The sequence below is a fragment of the Azospirillum sp. A26 genome (genome assembly GCF_042604635.1).
Lineage (GTDB): Bacteria > Pseudomonadota > Alphaproteobacteria > Azospirillales > Azospirillaceae > Azospirillum > Azospirillum palustre.
Window position 1 is genome coordinate 289,892 of record NZ_CP170475.1, and the last position, 14,349, is coordinate 304,240.

At 68.0% G+C, this 14,349-nt stretch carries 12 protein-coding genes; 2 read left to right on the forward strand and 10 right to left on the reverse strand.

All coding sequences use genetic code 11. From position 1 onward, the window contains the following. Nucleotides 1-39 precede the first annotated feature (39 nt). The gene (locus tag ABNQ39_RS30170) at nucleotides 40-234 is read left to right on the forward strand and encodes a hypothetical protein (protein WP_376965176.1); all 195 of its coding nucleotides are present in this window, start codon (nucleotides 40-42) and stop codon (nucleotides 232-234) included. Here ABNQ39_RS30170 and ABNQ39_RS30175 read toward each other — a convergent pair. The 7 genes from ABNQ39_RS30175 to ABNQ39_RS30205 all read right to left on the reverse strand — a co-directional run bounded on the left by ABNQ39_RS30175 (nucleotide 182) and on the right by ABNQ39_RS30205 (nucleotide 9,402). Continuing rightward, nucleotides 182-1,159, reverse strand: coding sequence for a YihY/virulence factor BrkB family protein (locus ABNQ39_RS30175; RefSeq protein ID WP_376965178.1), 978 nt, complete (start codon nucleotides 1,157-1,159; stop codon nucleotides 182-184). The genes ABNQ39_RS30170 and ABNQ39_RS30175 overlap by 53 nt on opposite strands. Nucleotides 1,160-1,404: 245 nt before the next feature. Beyond that, on the reverse strand, nucleotides 1,405-2,061 hold the full coding sequence (locus ABNQ39_RS30180; protein ID WP_376965180.1) for a hypothetical protein: 657 nt from the start codon (nucleotides 2,059-2,061) through the stop codon (nucleotides 1,405-1,407). A gap of 199 nt (nucleotides 2,062-2,260) precedes the next feature. Continuing rightward, a complete protein-coding gene (gene btsR, locus ABNQ39_RS30185) occupies nucleotides 2,261-2,977 on the reverse strand; it encodes a two-component system response regulator BtsR (protein ID WP_376965747.1) in 717 nt (238 codons plus the stop codon). Nucleotides 2,978-3,000: 23 nt separating this feature from the next. Beyond that, entirely contained in the window at nucleotides 3,001-4,698 is a 1,698-nt protein-coding gene (locus ABNQ39_RS30190; RefSeq protein WP_376965182.1) for a LytS/YhcK type 5TM receptor domain-containing protein, read from the reverse strand. Between the two features lie 129 nt (nucleotides 4,699-4,827). Next, nucleotides 4,828-5,631, reverse strand: coding sequence for a polysaccharide deacetylase family protein (locus ABNQ39_RS30195; protein ID WP_376965184.1), 804 nt, complete (start codon nucleotides 5,629-5,631; stop codon nucleotides 4,828-4,830). A gap of 184 nt (nucleotides 5,632-5,815) precedes the next feature. Continuing rightward, nucleotides 5,816-8,041 carry a TonB-dependent siderophore receptor gene (locus ABNQ39_RS30200; RefSeq protein WP_376965186.1) on the reverse strand — a complete coding sequence of 742 codons (2,226 nt, stop codon included), beginning with the start codon at nucleotides 8,039-8,041 and terminating at the stop codon, nucleotides 5,816-5,818. 461 nt (nucleotides 8,042-8,502) lie between these two features. Continuing rightward, entirely contained in the window at nucleotides 8,503-9,402 is a 900-nt protein-coding gene (locus ABNQ39_RS30205) for a LysR family transcriptional regulator (RefSeq protein ID WP_376965188.1), read from the reverse strand. 106 nt (nucleotides 9,403-9,508) lie between these two features. On the opposite strand from ABNQ39_RS30205, the gene ABNQ39_RS30210 reads away from it, so the two are divergent. Beyond that, entirely contained in the window at nucleotides 9,509-10,942 is a 1,434-nt protein-coding gene (locus tag ABNQ39_RS30210) for an aldehyde dehydrogenase family protein (protein ID WP_376965190.1), read from the forward strand. On the opposite strand, the gene ABNQ39_RS30215 is transcribed toward ABNQ39_RS30210, so the two are convergent. From ABNQ39_RS30215 to ABNQ39_RS30225, 3 genes are all read right to left on the reverse strand, one after another. Beyond that, nucleotides 10,939-11,868, reverse strand: coding sequence for a ParB/RepB/Spo0J family partition protein (locus ABNQ39_RS30215; protein ID WP_376965192.1), 930 nt, complete (start codon nucleotides 11,866-11,868; stop codon nucleotides 10,939-10,941). The genes ABNQ39_RS30210 and ABNQ39_RS30215 overlap by 4 nt on opposite strands. Further along, complete coding sequence (locus ABNQ39_RS30220; RefSeq protein ID WP_376965194.1) at nucleotides 11,858-12,898, reverse strand: AAA family ATPase; 1,041 nt, start codon at nucleotides 12,896-12,898, stop codon at nucleotides 11,858-11,860. Before ABNQ39_RS30220 ends, ABNQ39_RS30215 begins: the two co-directional genes overlap by 11 nt. Nucleotides 12,899-13,027: 129 nt before the next feature. Beyond that, nucleotides 13,028-14,338, reverse strand: a complete 1,311-nt coding sequence (locus ABNQ39_RS30225) for a hemolysin family protein (protein WP_376965196.1) — start codon at nucleotides 14,336-14,338, stop codon at nucleotides 13,028-13,030. Between the last annotated feature and the right edge of the window lie 11 nt (nucleotides 14,339-14,349).

The window sequence follows — 14,349 nt, forward strand, 5'->3', positions numbered from 1 at the left end:
GTCCCACAACGCCGCGCCGGCTTTCGCCAGAGATCTCCGATGACCGAGTCCTGCCCCCGCACACCCCTGCGCAAGGCGCTTGCCAACCTGCGCCGCCTGTTCAACGACGACAGCTACGACCGCTACCGCGAGGCCCAGGCCCGCCTTGCCCCGGACGAGCCGCCGCTCGACCCGCGGTCGTTCAAGGCACGGCAGATCCTGATGACTCTGGGACGGGGCTGTTGCGGCCGGTAGCCGGCTCGCCCAGACCGGGGCCGGGACTGGGGCTAGGGCTAGGACTGGGGCCGGCCTCGGGCTTTAGGCCGGGGAGCCGCGCCCGGCTGCCGCTGCGTTCCGAATAGGCGCGGGTCAGTTCCGCCCCGAACAGGAAGATGACCGCCGAATAATAGACCCACAGCAGGATCAGAACGAAGGATCCCGCCGCGCCATAGACCGACACCACGCCGCTGGTGGCGATGTAGAAGCCGATCATGAATTTGCCGACCGCGAACAGGAAGGCGTTGACCGCCGCCCCCAGCCAGACGTCGGCCCAGCGGATGTAGGCGTCGGGCAGGATGCGGTAGATCAACGCGAACAGGCCGGTCAGCACCGTCCAGGACACCAGCACGTCGAACAGCCAGAGCAGCGACGGCATCGCCGGCATATAGGCCGAGGCCCAGCGGCCGGCCGCCGCCAGACCGGCGCTGACCACCAGCGAGACGATCAGCAGGAAGCCGATGGCGCCGATCAGCGCCAGCGCCTTCAGCCGCACCCGCACCAGCCAGGTTATGGTCGATTCCTGGGGGGCCGCCACCCGCCAGATGCGGTTCAGCCCGGCCTGAAGCTCGACGAAGACGGTGGTGGCGCCGACCAGGATGGTGCCGATGCCGATGACGCTGGCGACGATGCCGGTCTCCTTCGCACCGGCCCGCGCGATCAGGTCCTGCAAGGTTTCGCCGGCATCGTGCCCGACCAGTGTCGTCAGCTGATCGACCAGCGCGCCGCGCGCCGCCTCGTCGCCGAACACCAGCCCGGCCAGCGCGATCACCAGGATCGCCAGAGGCGCCAGCGAAAAGATGGTGTAGAAGGCGATGGACGCCGCCATGCTCATCGCGTCGTCGTTCATCCAGCCATAGGCCGCATCGACGACGATCGCCCATCCCCTTCGCACGCTTCCCATCGCCCCCTCCCATCCTGCACCGTCTCCCCCGGTAACACCGGCGGCGGCCATTCAGTCATGGTCGGGGGTTCAAAGGCGCCCATGACGGGACGGAATCCCCGTCGGCCGGCTGGGTGGGCGGCGGGACGGTGTAGGACCGGCGTCAGGACAGTGCGGCGAAACTGATCCAGATTGGACTTTGCACGGCGCAGAGCGGCGGCGACACCGGGGCCGCCCGCCGCCCCGTCAGGCCCGGACGATGTTGTTCAGAAAATCGCGGCGTTCAGGTTTTTCTCGAAATTCTTCAGAAAGGCCGACACCTCTTCCGCGGCCTTCTTGTCCTGCCAAGCCGATAAGGACTTGATGTTCTTTGCAATGTCGGGCCTGATGTCCATCTCGGTCTTGCGATTCAGCACTGTGTTCGCGGCTCCCTGCTTGGCGGCATAGCCGTCGAATTTCCTGGCCTCGTCGGCCAGCTTTTTGAGCAGCGGGATCATCTTCGAATCGTCGAGGATAATGGCGTGCAGAGCCTTGTTCTTGCCCTTGCTGTCCTTCCACATTTCCGCCCACTCTTTCCCGAGCAGCTTCGGATCCACTTCGTCCGATTCGTGGGTGATGCATCTGCAAAAGTCATCAAGGGTATCGAGACCCTCCTCTTTTTCCTTTTTGGTGGCGATCAGCCTGGCTTTCAGTTTCTTGCCCAAAGCCGCCGCCTGGACCAAAACCTGCGACTTTATGGATTCGACGACCTTGCTCTGGTCCGACATCATCTTGGTGTAGGTCTTGTATTCGTCGAAGAGTCCATCGAGATCCTTCGACACGACAGCAAACTTGTTGCTGAATTTGTACTTCACCAAGTATTCGCGATGCTTTTTGGTGAGACCATCCCATTCACGCAGGAGATCCGAAACTTTCTTTGCCATTTCCATCACCGCCGAAAAACAAGAAGGCTGACGGAAAAGGAAATATCCCTTTTTCCTGTCATTCCGAAGCGATGGTATCCTTGTCAGGTTTTCAGACAAACAGCGGACCCGTCCAAAATGGGGGTTCCGCACCTCCAGCGTTCCATATCGCCTTGGTTCACTCTTGGGATGAAATTGCCGATGCAAGCGGGCGCCGGCTTCACCCCATTCCCAGCCTCTCCTTGAGCGCCCCCAGGAAGCGCCGGCTGACCGGCACCGCATGGCCGCCGGTGGTCTGGATTTCCGCCAGACCGCCGTCGGCGAAGCGGATCTCCCGGATGCGGTCCGGGTTGACCAGATGCTGGCGGTGGCAGCGGAACAGCGGGCTCTTCTCCTGGATGGTGTGGAGCGTCAGTTCGGTGAAGCGCTCCTGCCCGTCCTCCCCCACCACATAGACACCGGCCGGGCGGGAGACGACATACTCGACATCGGCCAGCTTCATCAGGGTGATGCGGTTGACGCCGGTGCAGGGGATATGGCGCAGCTCCGCCGCCCCCGGCAGGACCGACAGCTCCTGCGGCGCATGCTGGCGGCGCAGCCGCTGCAACGTCTTCGCCAGCCGCGCCGGATCGGCCGGCTTCAGCAGATAGTCGAAGGCGTGCTCCTCGAAGGCCTGGACGGCATACTCGTCGTGCGCGGTCAGGAAGACGATGCGCGGCATCCGCTCCGGGTCCAGCATGCTCAGCATCTCCAGCCCGCTGACCCGCGGCATCTGGATGTCGAGGAAGACCACGTCGGGCGCCTGCCGGTTGATGGCGCCGATGGCCTCGATGGCGTTGGCGCATTCGCCGACGATGCGGATGTCGGAGGATTCCTCCAGCAGGCGGCGCAGTTCCTCGCGCGCCAGCGGCTCGTCGTCGACGATCAGGACAGTCATGGCAGAGGGCATTGCGGGAGCCGTCATGCGGGCACGGTTTCCTCAAGGGGCAGGCGCAGGGTGACGCGGGTGAAGGCATCCGGCTCGCAGGCGACCGACACGCCGTACGCCTCACCGTAGCGGTTGCGGACGCGGCGGTCGACGATGGTCATCCCCAGCCCGTCGCCGCCCGGCTTGGCCTCATAGAGCCCGGCATTGTCCTCCACCGCCAGCAGCAGGTCGCCGCCGTCGCGCCGCGCCGCGATGCGCACCCGGCCGTCGCCGAGAAGCTGCGCCGTGCCGTGCTTGATCGCGTTCTCCACCAGCGGCTGGAGCGAGAAGGCCGGCAGCCGGGCGTGGCGCAGCTCGTCCGGCACCGCGATCTCCACCGCCAGCCGCCCGGTGAAGCGGGCCAGCTCGATCTGGAGATAGGCGCTGACATGCTCGACCTCGTCGGCCAGCGTCGCCATCTGGCTGGGGCGCTTCAGGTTCTTGCGGAAGAAGGTCGACAGGTTCTGCACCAGTTGCCGCGCCCGCTCCGGATCGTTGCGGATGACGGCGGAGATGGTGTTGAGGGCGTTGAACAGGAAATGCGGGTTCACCTGCGCATGCAGCAGCTTGATCTCCGACTGCGCCAGCAGCGCCTTCTGCTGTTCGTAGCGGCCGGCCAGGATCTGGTTGGACAGCAGCCGCGCCACGCCCTCCCCCAGCGTGCGGTTGATGGTGGAGAAGATCTTGGTCTTCGGCTCGTACAGCTTGATGGTGCCGATCACCCCGCCATCCTCCCCCACCAGCGGGATGACCAGCGCCGCCCCCAGCCGGCAGGACGGGCTGATCGAGCAGCGATAGGCCACCTCGTTGCCGTCGGCATAGATCACCTGGTTGCTGGCGATGGCCTGATGGGTCTGCGGCGAGCTGATCGGCGTGCCCGGCAGATGGTGGTCGTCGCCCATGCCGATGAAGGCCAGCAGCTTTTCCCGGTCGGTGATGGCGACGGCGCCGACGCCGGTCTCCTCGAAGATGATGCGGGCGACGCGGGTGCTGTTCTCGCTGTTGAAGCCGCCGCGCAGCACCCCGTCGCAGCGCGCGGCGATCTTCAGCGCCTTGGCGGAAAAGGCGCTGGACTGCTTCTCGTCCAGCACCCGGCGCTCCAGCAGGATGCGCATGAACAGCGCCGCACCCAGCGTGTTGGCGACGATCATCGGCGCCGCCACCACCTCCACCAGATGCAGCGCCGCCTCGAACGGCCGGGCCACCGCCAGGATGATCAGCATCTGCACCACCTCCGCCACGAAGGTGACGGCACCGACGCGCAGCGGGTTGAACAGCGGCTCGATCCGGCCGTGGCGCACCATGTGGCGATGGACCAGCCCGCCGATCAGCCCCTCCGCCATGGTGGAGATGGCGCAGGCCAGCGCCGACATGCCGCCTAGCGAGTAGCGGTGCATCCCGCCGGTCAGCCCGACCGCCAGCCCCACCGACGGCCCACCGAAGATGCCGCCCAGCACCGCCCCGATGGCGCGGGTGTTGGCGATGCTGTCGTCGATGTGCAGGCCGAAATAGGTGCCCATGATGCAGAAGATCGAGAAGATCACGTAGCAGGCCAGCTTGTGCGGCCAGCGCACCGTCACATGGGTCAGCGGCAGGAACAGCGGCGTCCGGCTCAGCAGATAGGCGATCACCAGATAGACGCACATCTGCTGGAGCAGCGAGAGGACCAGGGTGAAGGGTTCGACAGGCATGGCGGTTTTCCCGGCGGCGGCCCCAAAATAAGGCCACAAGGGGTGGGCGGCCTTATCCGCGCCATCCTACACCGGCAGGGCGCGCCCGCCGATGGGACATCCTTGCATCCCTACCCCCGACGTCCGCACTCACCGCCGCCGCGGAACCGGGTGCAGCAGCGCCAGTTCCGGGGTCACCGACTGCCGCATCGCTGCGTCCCAGTCGCTCATGGTGACGAAGCGCAGGCCCCGCCTCTCCCCTTCCTCCAGGATCGCCGGCAGCGCCGCGACGGTCGCCGCCTTGGTGCTGTGCATCAGCACGACGGCGCCGGGCGCCAGCCGCTCGACGATGCGGTGGCGGATGATATCGGGGCCGGTGTCCTTCCAGTCCTGGCTGTCGGCGGTCCACAGCACCGTCGCCATACCATGGTGTCGCGCCAGTGCCGTCAGCGCATCGTCCACGTCGCCATAGGGCGGCCGGAACCATGTCGCCGTCACCCCGACCGACGCCAGCGCCTTTTCCGCCTGCGCCAGATTCCATTCGCGCTCGGCCGGCTTCAGGTCGGTGGTCATCGGGTGGGTCTGGGTGTGGCTGCCGACTTCGTTGCCGGAGGTGGCGACCATCCTGGCGATGTCGCGATGCTCCGGGATCTTGGCGCCGATGTAGAAGAAGGTCGCCTTCGCCCCATGCGCCCGCAGGATGTCGAGGATGTGGGGGTCATGCCCATCCGGCCCGTCGTCGATGGTCAGCGCCACAACCCTGGCCGATGGCAGCGTCAGATCGACCTGGGCGAGGTCGATGTCCGATCCGGGGATCAGATGCTGGGTCACGAAGGGCGCCGCCCCATGGGTGGCGGCATAGCTGCGCTGGCCGGACATGGCCGAGGCAGGCAGGCACAGCAGGGCTGCCGCCAGCCCGAACGGCAGGACGGCACGGCGGAACGGGGTCATCATCGCGGTGGCACTTGGGCAAAGGTCGGGGCAAAGGTCGGAGCCGGCCCCCTCTGTTCGAAAGGGGTAGGGCCGGCGGAAGACCTGAGCTTTGCGCCCGCCCACCGCGATGGACAAGCGATTTATTGCGGACCTTGCGGGGACGGGGGCGGACGGCCGACCGGCCCCCGCCCCCGCACAGACGCCGTTACAGCTTGGCCCGCAGGGTCAGCAGCACGGTGCGCGGCTCGCCATAGATGTTGCCCGACTGCACGTTGTTGATGCGCTGGTAATAGGTGCGGTCGAACAGGTTCTTGACATTCACCGCCGCCGTCACCTTCTCGGTCACGTCATAGGCGACGCGGGCGTCTACCGTCGCATAGCCGCCCTGGGTCAGGCGGGCGCCGCCCAGCGACGGGAACTCGTTGTACATCGAGGTCTGGGCGTTGATGCCGCCGCCGACGCTCAGCCGGTCGTCGATGCTCTCGGGCAGGCGGTAGTTGGTCCACAGCTTGAACTGGTGCATCGGCGCGATGGCGGTGAAGGCGCTGCCGGAGTTGGCGCTGCTGTCCAGGCTCTTGGCGCGGGTGAAGGTGTAGCCGGCATAGGCGTCCCAGCCCGGCAGGATCTCGCCGGAGACGTCCAGCTCGAAGCCGCGGCTCTGCGCCTTGCCGCCGGAGATGTAGATCGACTGGTTGGGATAGCGCGGATCGGCCTGCGGCCGGTTCTCCTCCTCGATGTGGAAGACCGACGCGGTGGCGTGCAGCCGCCCGCCGAAGTAGTCGGCCTTGACGCCGGCCTCGTACTGCCGGCCCTTCAGCGGCTCCAGCACCTTGCCGGACGCATCGACGAAGGATTGCGGCTGGTACATCTGCGTCACGCTGGTGTAGAGCGCGTAGGTGGAATTGACCTCATAGACGAGGCCGGCATAGGGCGTGACCTTGCCGCGCACGGACGCGCTGCTTTCCGCGGTGCCGGCCAGCGCGTCGGCATCGACCTTGGTCTGCCACCAGTTCATCCGCCCGCCGACGATCAGCTTCAGCGGATCGGCCAGCTTCAGGCGCAGGACGCCGTAGGTGCCCCAGCTGTCGGTGGTGGTCTTGGTGTCCCGCTGCCAGTTCCGCCAGGCCGGTTCGGGGGCGGAGGCGTTGGGGGCGAAGATGTTCTGCGTCACCGACCAGCTGCCGACCGGGTTGGCCGCGCGGTGGCGGAAGGTCCAGCGCTCGTAATTGGCGCCGACCGCCGCCTCGTGGGTCTGGCCGAACAGCCCGAAATTGCCGCTGGCCGACAGGTCTGCGCCGATCTGGTCCTGGTCGTAGCGGAGCTTCTGGGCGTAGAGCGTCGTCCGGTTCACCCCCGGCGTGACCGGGGAGTAGGCATAGGCCATCTTCCGGTCCATCTCATTGTCGATGTAGTGGGTGGCGAGCTTCACCGCCCAGCCATTGTCGAACCGGTGCTCCAGGTCGGCGAAGCCGCCCTTGCTGGTGAAGATGTCGCGGTTCCATTCCTCGCCCAGCGAGGTCGAGCGGTCGACGTCGAGCAGCCGGAACTGCGGCTGTCCGTTCACCACCGTGGCATAGCCCGGCAGGTTCCAGGCGCCCTTGTAGCTCATGCGCTGATACCAGGCGCCGGCCGTCAGCGTGGTGTCGGGCGTCAGGTCGGCGGCGATGCTGCCATAGCCGACCGCCCGGTCCTGCTCTGTCCAGTCCTGGAAGCCGTTGCGGTCCTGATAGGCGCCGACGAAGCGTCCGCGCAGGCTGCCGGACTGGTTCAGCGGCCCGGTGATGTCGCCTTCGCCACGGTAGTTGGCATAGGAGCCGGCGGTCAGCTCGCCATAGCCTTCCAGCGTCTTCTTCGGCGTCTTGCGGACCAGATTGATCGCACCGCCGGGGCCGCCCATACCGTTCAGCAGCCCGGCGGGGCCCTTCAGCACCTCCACCCGCTCATACATCGCCAGATCGGGCGAGGCGAAGATGCGGCTGTCCAGCGTGGTCGGCACGCCGTCGAACTGCAGGTTCGTCATCTCGAAGCCGCGCGAATAGAATTGCAGGCGGTTGCCGTCGATCGGCTCCACCGTGACGCCCGGCGTCTGCTTCATCGCGTCTTCGAGCGTGATGAGTTTCTGCTCCTCGATGCGCTCGCGCGGCACCGTGGTGACGGTCTGCGGCACCTCGCGCGGGGCGAGCGGCAGCTTGGAGCCGACGGTGGTCGGCGGGTTGGCGTCGCGCTGGCGGTCGGCGCCGACGTCGATGGTCGGCAGCGTCATCGCCCCCGATGACATCGCCCCCGACGGGGCGGCGTCTCCCGTGTTCGTCGTCGCCTGCGCCAAGGCCAGGGCCGGCAGCAGCAGGGCCGCCGCCGCAACCGACGCCAGCAGGCGGACGCGCCCCCTGTTCTGTCTCCCAAGGCGTCCGGGCTGCCTGTTAATCGTCATTCCGATGATCCCCCATTCGTCACTGTGCCGATGTCAATTCACGGATTTGTTGGCTGCTTTATTGGCTGCGGCCCCGGCCGGTCTCCCCGGTCAGGGCCAGCGGGATGCGCACCTGCAAGACCGCGTCGCGCTTTCCTGCGTAGTGAGATTGATTCTTATTTGCAAGATGATTTGCGGTGAGCCAGCGTTCGGTCTGGCTGAACGGCGACGCCACCGATACCCGCGTGATGTATGGCGTCTCCGCCCCTGCCCTGCCGCGTGCCCAACTTGGAGCCGGCACCCTCTGCGGTTGCTGTCCGCCCGTCGGCCGGCGGCAGTGGCGCACCGCCATTATGCGAAAGATTCTTACTTGTGGCGAAGGCGTTCCCCTGCCCGCCCCTCTCCGTCAGATGCGGGTCACGCTGGATCCGGTGCCTGCCGACCGGCTGGATGGGCGATGTGGGACGTCCCACATCGTCCCCCTACCGCCGCCCGCCAAGCTCCCGCACCAGATCCACCAGCGCCCGCAACCCCGGCGGCAGATGGCGTCGGCCTGAGTAGTAAAGACACAAGCCCGGAAACGGCTGCGTCCAGTCCTCCAGCACGCGCAGCAGGCGCCCGGCGGCGATGTCGTCGGCGACATGCCATTCCGCCAGATAGCCGAGCCCGAGCCCGCCGCGCACCGCGTCGAGCATCAGGTCGGCATCGTCCAGGATCAGCGGCCCGGTGCCGTCGATGGCGACCGTTTCGCCATGCCGCTCGAACTCCCAGCGATAGAGGGCTCCGCTCGGCAGGCGGCTGCGGATGCAGCGGTGCCCGGCGAGGTCGGCCGGGGTCTCCGGTGGGGTGAGACCGGCGAAATAGTCCGGCGTGCCGACGACCGCGAAGCGCAGGTCGGGGCCGAGCGGGATGGCGATCATGTCCTGTGGCACCTGCTCCGCCAGCCGCACCCCGGCATCGAAGCCCTCCAGCACGATGTCGACCAGCTTCCCCTCGGTGACGATGTCGACGGTCATCTCAGGGTAGCGGCGCAGATAGTCCAGGATGACCGGCTTCATGATCATCCGTGCCGCCCCGGCCGAGCTGTTGATGCGCAGCGTTCCGGCGGGCGCCAGCCGATGGTCGGACAGCCGGTCGATGGCGGCGCGGATGTCGCGCAGGGCAGGGGCAGTGTCGGCGACGAACTGCTCGCCCGCCTGGGTCAGCGCCACGCTGCGCGTCGTGCGGTGGAACAGCCGCACCCCCAGCCGCTCCTCCAGCGCCGCGATGGCATGGCTGAGCGCCGAGCGCGACATTCCCAGCTCGGCCGCCGCGGCGCGGAAACCGCGATGCCGGGCAACCGCCTGCACCGCTTCCAGCTCCGCCAGTCCGGTCACACTCATTGTCCCGATCCGTTCACCGATGCATGCGGAATTGTCCACCTTATCACCCGGCGGCGGCTGTGCCACCTGAATGGCCGACACCCATTCACCGTTCCGGGAGAGCCCGATGCACCAGATCGACAGCATCTATATCGACGGCCGCTTCGTCACCCCGCATGGGACGGAGCTGTTCGACCTGCACAACCCGGCGACCGGCGTCGTCACCGGCCGCGTCCGCCTTGCCGACGAGGAGGACGCGCATGCCGCCATCGCCGCCGCCAAGCGCGCCTTCCCCGCCTTCTCCCGGACGGCCAAGGCGGAGCGCATCGCCCTGCTGCACCGGCTGGGCGATGCCGTGGCCGCCCGGCGCGACGAGCTGCTCGACGCCGTGATCGAGGAGTATGGCGCCCCGGCCTCGCGCGCCAGCTTCATGGTCGATCACCCGGTGAATGCCTTCCGCGAGACCGCCGCGCTGCTGGCCGATTACCCCTTCGTCCGCCGCATGGGCACGGCCGAGGTCAGCATGGAGCCGCTCGGCGTCGCCGGGCTGATCACGCCGTGGAACAGCAATGCCGGCTTCATCTGCGGCAAGCTCGCCACCGCACTCGCCGCCGGCTGCACCGCGGTGATCAAGCCCAGCGAGATGAGCGCCCGCCAGACGCGGATCGTCACCGAGGCGCTGCATGCCGCCGATCTGCCGCCCGGCCTGGTCAACATCGTGACCGGCCGCGGCGACCGGGTGGGGGCGGCGATCTCCAGCCATGCGGATGTCGCCAAGATCTCCTTCACCGGCTCCACCGCCACCGGCAAGGCGATCCTGCGCGCGGCGGCCGACAGCTTGAAGCGGGTCACGCTGGAGCTGGGCGGCAAGTCGCCGACGATCATCCTCGACGACGCCGACCTGTCGCGGGCGATCCCGCTGGCGGTCAGTGCCGCCTTCATGAACAGCGGTCAGGCCTGCATCGCCGGCACCCGCCTGCTGGCTCCGCGCAGCCGCCTCGCCGAGATCGAGGCGCTGACCAAGGCGGCGGTGGAGGCGGTGCGTACCGGCGACCCACGCGATCCGGCAACCACCGTCGGTCCGATGGTCAGCCGGACCCAGTGGGAGCGGGTGCAGCGCTACATCCGCATCGGGGTGGAGGAGGGCGCCGTCCTGCTGGCCGGCGGGGAAGGGCGGCCGGAGGGGCAGCCGGAGTTTTCCGGCGCCTGGTTCGTGCGGCCGACCCTGTTCACCGGCGTCCGCAACGAAATGACCATCGCACGCGAGGAGATCTTCGGTCCCGTCCTCTCCATCATCCCCTACGGCGACGAGGAGGAGGCGGTCGCCATCGCCAACGACACAATCTACGGCCTCCAGGCCTATGTGCTGGCGGGCGACACCGCCCGTGCCCGCCGGGTCGCCGACCGCATCGTCGCCGGCCGCGTGCTGATCAACAGCCTTGCCCACGATCCGAAGGCGCCCTTCGGCGGCTTCAAGCAATCGGGCATCGGCCGCGAATATGGCAGCTTCGGCCTTGACGCCTTCCTGGAGCCGAAATCGCTGCTGGGGGAGGGCGTTTAGCCGTCCCCGTCCAGAATGGCGTCGATCTCGGCCCGCAGCCGGACCAGCCGGTCGCGGTTGCCGGCGTCGAGATGGCGGCGCTGCTCGCGCACCACCGCCACGTCGCGCAGGATGCGCTTCACGCTGGCCTGCAAGGCGCGCACCGCCTCCTTCGCATCCGGCTCCTGCGCCGGCGTATCGTCCGCGGCGCCGCCGGCAACACCGCCTTGGGCATGGTCGCGCTTGGCCTGCCGCACCGCCTTGACGCTGGCGCCCTCCTTGGCCCGCTTCCACAGCCCGGCCTGCACCCCGGCGGGCGCGGCGGCAATCTCGATCATCACGGAGCGGGAGACATGGGCGAACCCGGTCGCATACTCCTCCCGGATCTCCTCGGGCAGCCCCATGATCGCCAGCAGCTTGGTCACGTCGGTGCGGTCGCGCCCGACGACGGCGGCCAGCTCGTCATGGGTGTAGCCGTGCTTGTCGATCAACCGGGCGAGCGCCGCGGCATATTCCACCGCGTTCAAATCGACGCGCTGGACATTGTCGATCAGCCCGATCTCGTCCGGATCGCCGGAGGTCAGGATGGCGAAGACCGTCTTGCGCCCCAGCATCTCATGCGCACGAACCCGCCGCTCGCCGCCGATCAGCAGATACTCGCCCTGGGGCAGGGGACGCACCAGGACCGGGTTCTGAAGCCCGTGCCGCTCGATGGAGGAGGCGAGGCCGCGCAGCTCCGCCTCGTCGAAATGGCGGCGGGGCTGGTCGGGGTTGCGGTGGACGCGGGCGAGGTCCAGCTCCACCACATGCGGGAAGCCGGCCGAGGTGCCGAACAGCCGGTCGCTGCCCACCGTCAGCCCGCCGGCCATACCCCCCATCGCCGCGCCCGCGGGCTCGGCCGCAGTGCCCAGCAGCTCGCGGGTCTTGCGTTCGAACTTACGCGACATGGGTCGTCTCCCGGTTCTGGGCATAGGCACGGATCTGGCGCGCCACCTCGCGGAAGGTCTCGGCCCCCGGCGCCTTGGGATCGCCGGCCAGCGTGATCATGCCGGCCGCCGCCGCCTTGCCATAGACGGTGGCGCGCGGGATGGGATCGAAGACCGGCACCTGACCGGCGTAGGATTCGTGCAGTTCCTGCAACGTCGCGCGGTCCTGAGTCAGCCGGTCGTTGTACATGGTCGGGATGATGCCGGCGATGCGCAGGGCCGGGTTCACCCGGCGGCGGATGCGGCCGATGGTGTCGACCAGCCGCTTGACGCCCAGCAGGGCCAGCGCCTCCGTCTGCACCGGCACCACCACCAGCTCCGCCGCCGACAGGGCGTTGGCGGTCACCAGACCCAGATTGGGCGCGCAGTCCATCACCACGAAATCGTAGGAGTGGCGCACCTCGTCCAGCTTCTCGCGCAGGATCAGCCCGCCGGTGGAATCGGCGGCCAGCTCCACGTCGGCATCGGCCAGCGACAGTCCGGCCGGCGCCAGATCCAGCCCGCTCTCCGTCGTCGGCATGATGACCGAGGTCAGCGGCTCTTCCGAGCGCAGCACATAATAGAGTGTCTTGCGCTGCTGCTCCAAGGCGACGATGGCGGCGTTGCCGATGCCGACATGGACGGTGGCGTTGCTCTGGGAATCGCAGTCGATCAGCAGAACCCGCGCCCCGCCCTCGGTCAGGGCATAGGCGAGGTTGACAGCGGTGGCGGTCTTGCCGACGCCGCCCTTCTGGTTGGCCACCGCCAGATATGTGGCGGAGCGCGGCCGGCCGTCCGCCTTGTGGCGGGTCAGGAAATCGACGAGCTGCTGCGGGATGCGTTCCGCCCCGCTTTCCCAGCGGCTGATCCGCGCCTTGGTATAGCTGCGGCCGAGCTGCCCGTTCAGCCAGTCGGCGAACTGCGTCTGGTTCTCGCCGCGGCGCTCGCGCAACTGGCGCATCTCGTCGCCCCCGCCACCCATCGACCGCACTCCCGTGATTCCGCCCGTCATTCGGCTTGGACTCCGCCCCCCATCTGGCGGCCGGGCGGAGTCTGAGCAAGTTGCCGGAACTTTGTCAATGGAGCCCGTGCGGAGTTGCAACAACAAATGCACCTCCGCGCCGCCGGTGGACGGCGGGACTCACTCCTCCGCGTCGGCCGGCTGCTCGACCTTGGGCATCACCAGCACCTTGTCGATGCGGCGTCCATCCATGTCGACCACCTCGAAGCGGACGCCGTTCCACTCGAACCACTCGCCGGCCTGCGGCACATGGCCCAGCCGGTGCAGCACCAGACCCGCCAGCGTGTGGAAGTCGCCGGCATCGCGCAGGCCGCGCACGCCGACCGTGTCCTCGAACTCGTCCACCGGCATCCAGCCCTCGACCAGCCAGGAACCGTCCTCGCGCCGGATCGCCGCTGTCTCCACCGCCTCGCCGGCCTCCGGCAGGTCGCCGGCGATGATCTCGAGGATGTCGGTCAGAGTGACCAGCCCCTCGATGCTGCCATACTCGTCGACGACCATCGCCAGATGGTGGCCGGAGTTCTTCATCAGGTCGAGCAGCTTCAGGATCGGCGTGCCGTCATGCACCACCAGCGGCTTGGCGGCCCCGGCCTCCAGATCGAAGGGGCGACCCTCGACGACCATACCCAGCAGGTCGCGGGTGTGAACGACGCCGACCAGCTCGTCCAGCGTGCCGCGGCACACCGGATAGCGCGAATGGCCGAAGCTGCGGATCGCCTCCAGCAATTCGGCCTGCGGCTTGCCCAAATCGAGCCAGGCGACGTCCGGGCGAGGGACCATGATGCTGCGCACCGTGCGGTCGGCCAGCCGCAGCACGCCGTCGATCATCTCCTTCTCGGCCGGGGCGAAGACGCCGGACTCGGTGCCTTCGGAGATCATCGAGCGGACCTCCTCCTCGGTGACCGTCTCCTCGCGCGCGCCATGCAGGCCGAGCAGCCGCAGCAGCAGGTCGGTGGAGGCGCCGAGCAGCCAGACGAAGGGGCCGGCGATGCGGGACAGCGCGCGCATCGGCGGCGCGATGAGGGCGGCGATCCGCTCCGGGTTCTTCAGGGCGATGCGCTTCGGGATCAGCTCGCCCAGCACGATGGACAGATAGGTGATGACCACCAGAACGCCGCCGACGCCGAGGATCTCGCCCTTGCCGGCCAGGACGGGGAAGCCGTCCAGCCACTGGCCCAGCCGGTCGCCCAGCGTGGCGCCGCCATAGGCGCCGGCGACGACGCCGACCAGCGTGATGCCGATCTGGACGGTGCTGAGGAAGCGGCTCGGCTCCTCGATCAGCCGCAGCGCCGTCCGCGCTCCGCGGTCGCCCTGGTCGGCCAGATGCTGGAGCCGGGCCTTGCGCGAAGAGACGACGGCCAGTTCGGACATGGCGAACACCCCGTTGAGGAGCGTCAACGCAACGATGATGGCGATCTCAAACGAGAGCATCGAAGGATTCC

Bases quoted from the DNA above. Each gene is read 5' to 3' on its own strand.
- ABNQ39_RS30210 (WP_376965190.1), top strand. From the start codon at position 9,509: ATGCACCAGATCGACAGCATCTATATCGACGGCCGCTTCGTCACCCCG.
- ABNQ39_RS30195 (WP_376965184.1), bottom strand. From the start codon at position 5,631: ATGATGACCCCGTTCCGCCGTGCCGTCCTGCCGTTCGGGCTGGCGGCA.
- ABNQ39_RS30180 (WP_376965180.1), bottom strand. From the start codon at position 2,061: ATGGCAAAGAAAGTTTCGGATCTCCTGCGTGAATGGGATGGTCTCACC.
- ABNQ39_RS30175 (WP_376965178.1), bottom strand. From the start codon at position 1,159: ATGGGAAGCGTGCGAAGGGGATGGGCGATCGTCGTCGATGCGGCCTAT.
- ABNQ39_RS30200 (WP_376965186.1), bottom strand. From the start codon at position 8,041: ATGACGATTAACAGGCAGCCCGGACGCCTTGGGAGACAGAACAGGGGG.
- ABNQ39_RS30170 (WP_376965176.1), top strand. From the start codon at position 40: ATGACCGAGTCCTGCCCCCGCACACCCCTGCGCAAGGCGCTTGCCAAC.
- ABNQ39_RS30190 (WP_376965182.1), bottom strand. From the start codon at position 4,698: ATGCCTGTCGAACCCTTCACCCTGGTCCTCTCGCTGCTCCAGCAGATG.
- ABNQ39_RS30220 (WP_376965194.1), bottom strand. From the start codon at position 12,898: ATGACGGGCGGAATCACGGGAGTGCGGTCGATGGGTGGCGGGGGCGAC.
- ABNQ39_RS30215 (WP_376965192.1), bottom strand. From the start codon at position 11,868: ATGTCGCGTAAGTTCGAACGCAAGACCCGCGAGCTGCTGGGCACTGCG.
- btsR (WP_376965747.1), bottom strand. From the start codon at position 2,977: ATGACTGTCCTGATCGTCGACGACGAGCCGCTGGCGCGCGAGGAACTG.
- ABNQ39_RS30225 (WP_376965196.1), bottom strand. From the start codon at position 14,338: ATGCTCTCGTTTGAGATCGCCATCATCGTTGCGTTGACGCTCCTCAAC.
- ABNQ39_RS30205 (WP_376965188.1), bottom strand. From the start codon at position 9,402: ATGAGTGTGACCGGACTGGCGGAGCTGGAAGCGGTGCAGGCGGTTGCC.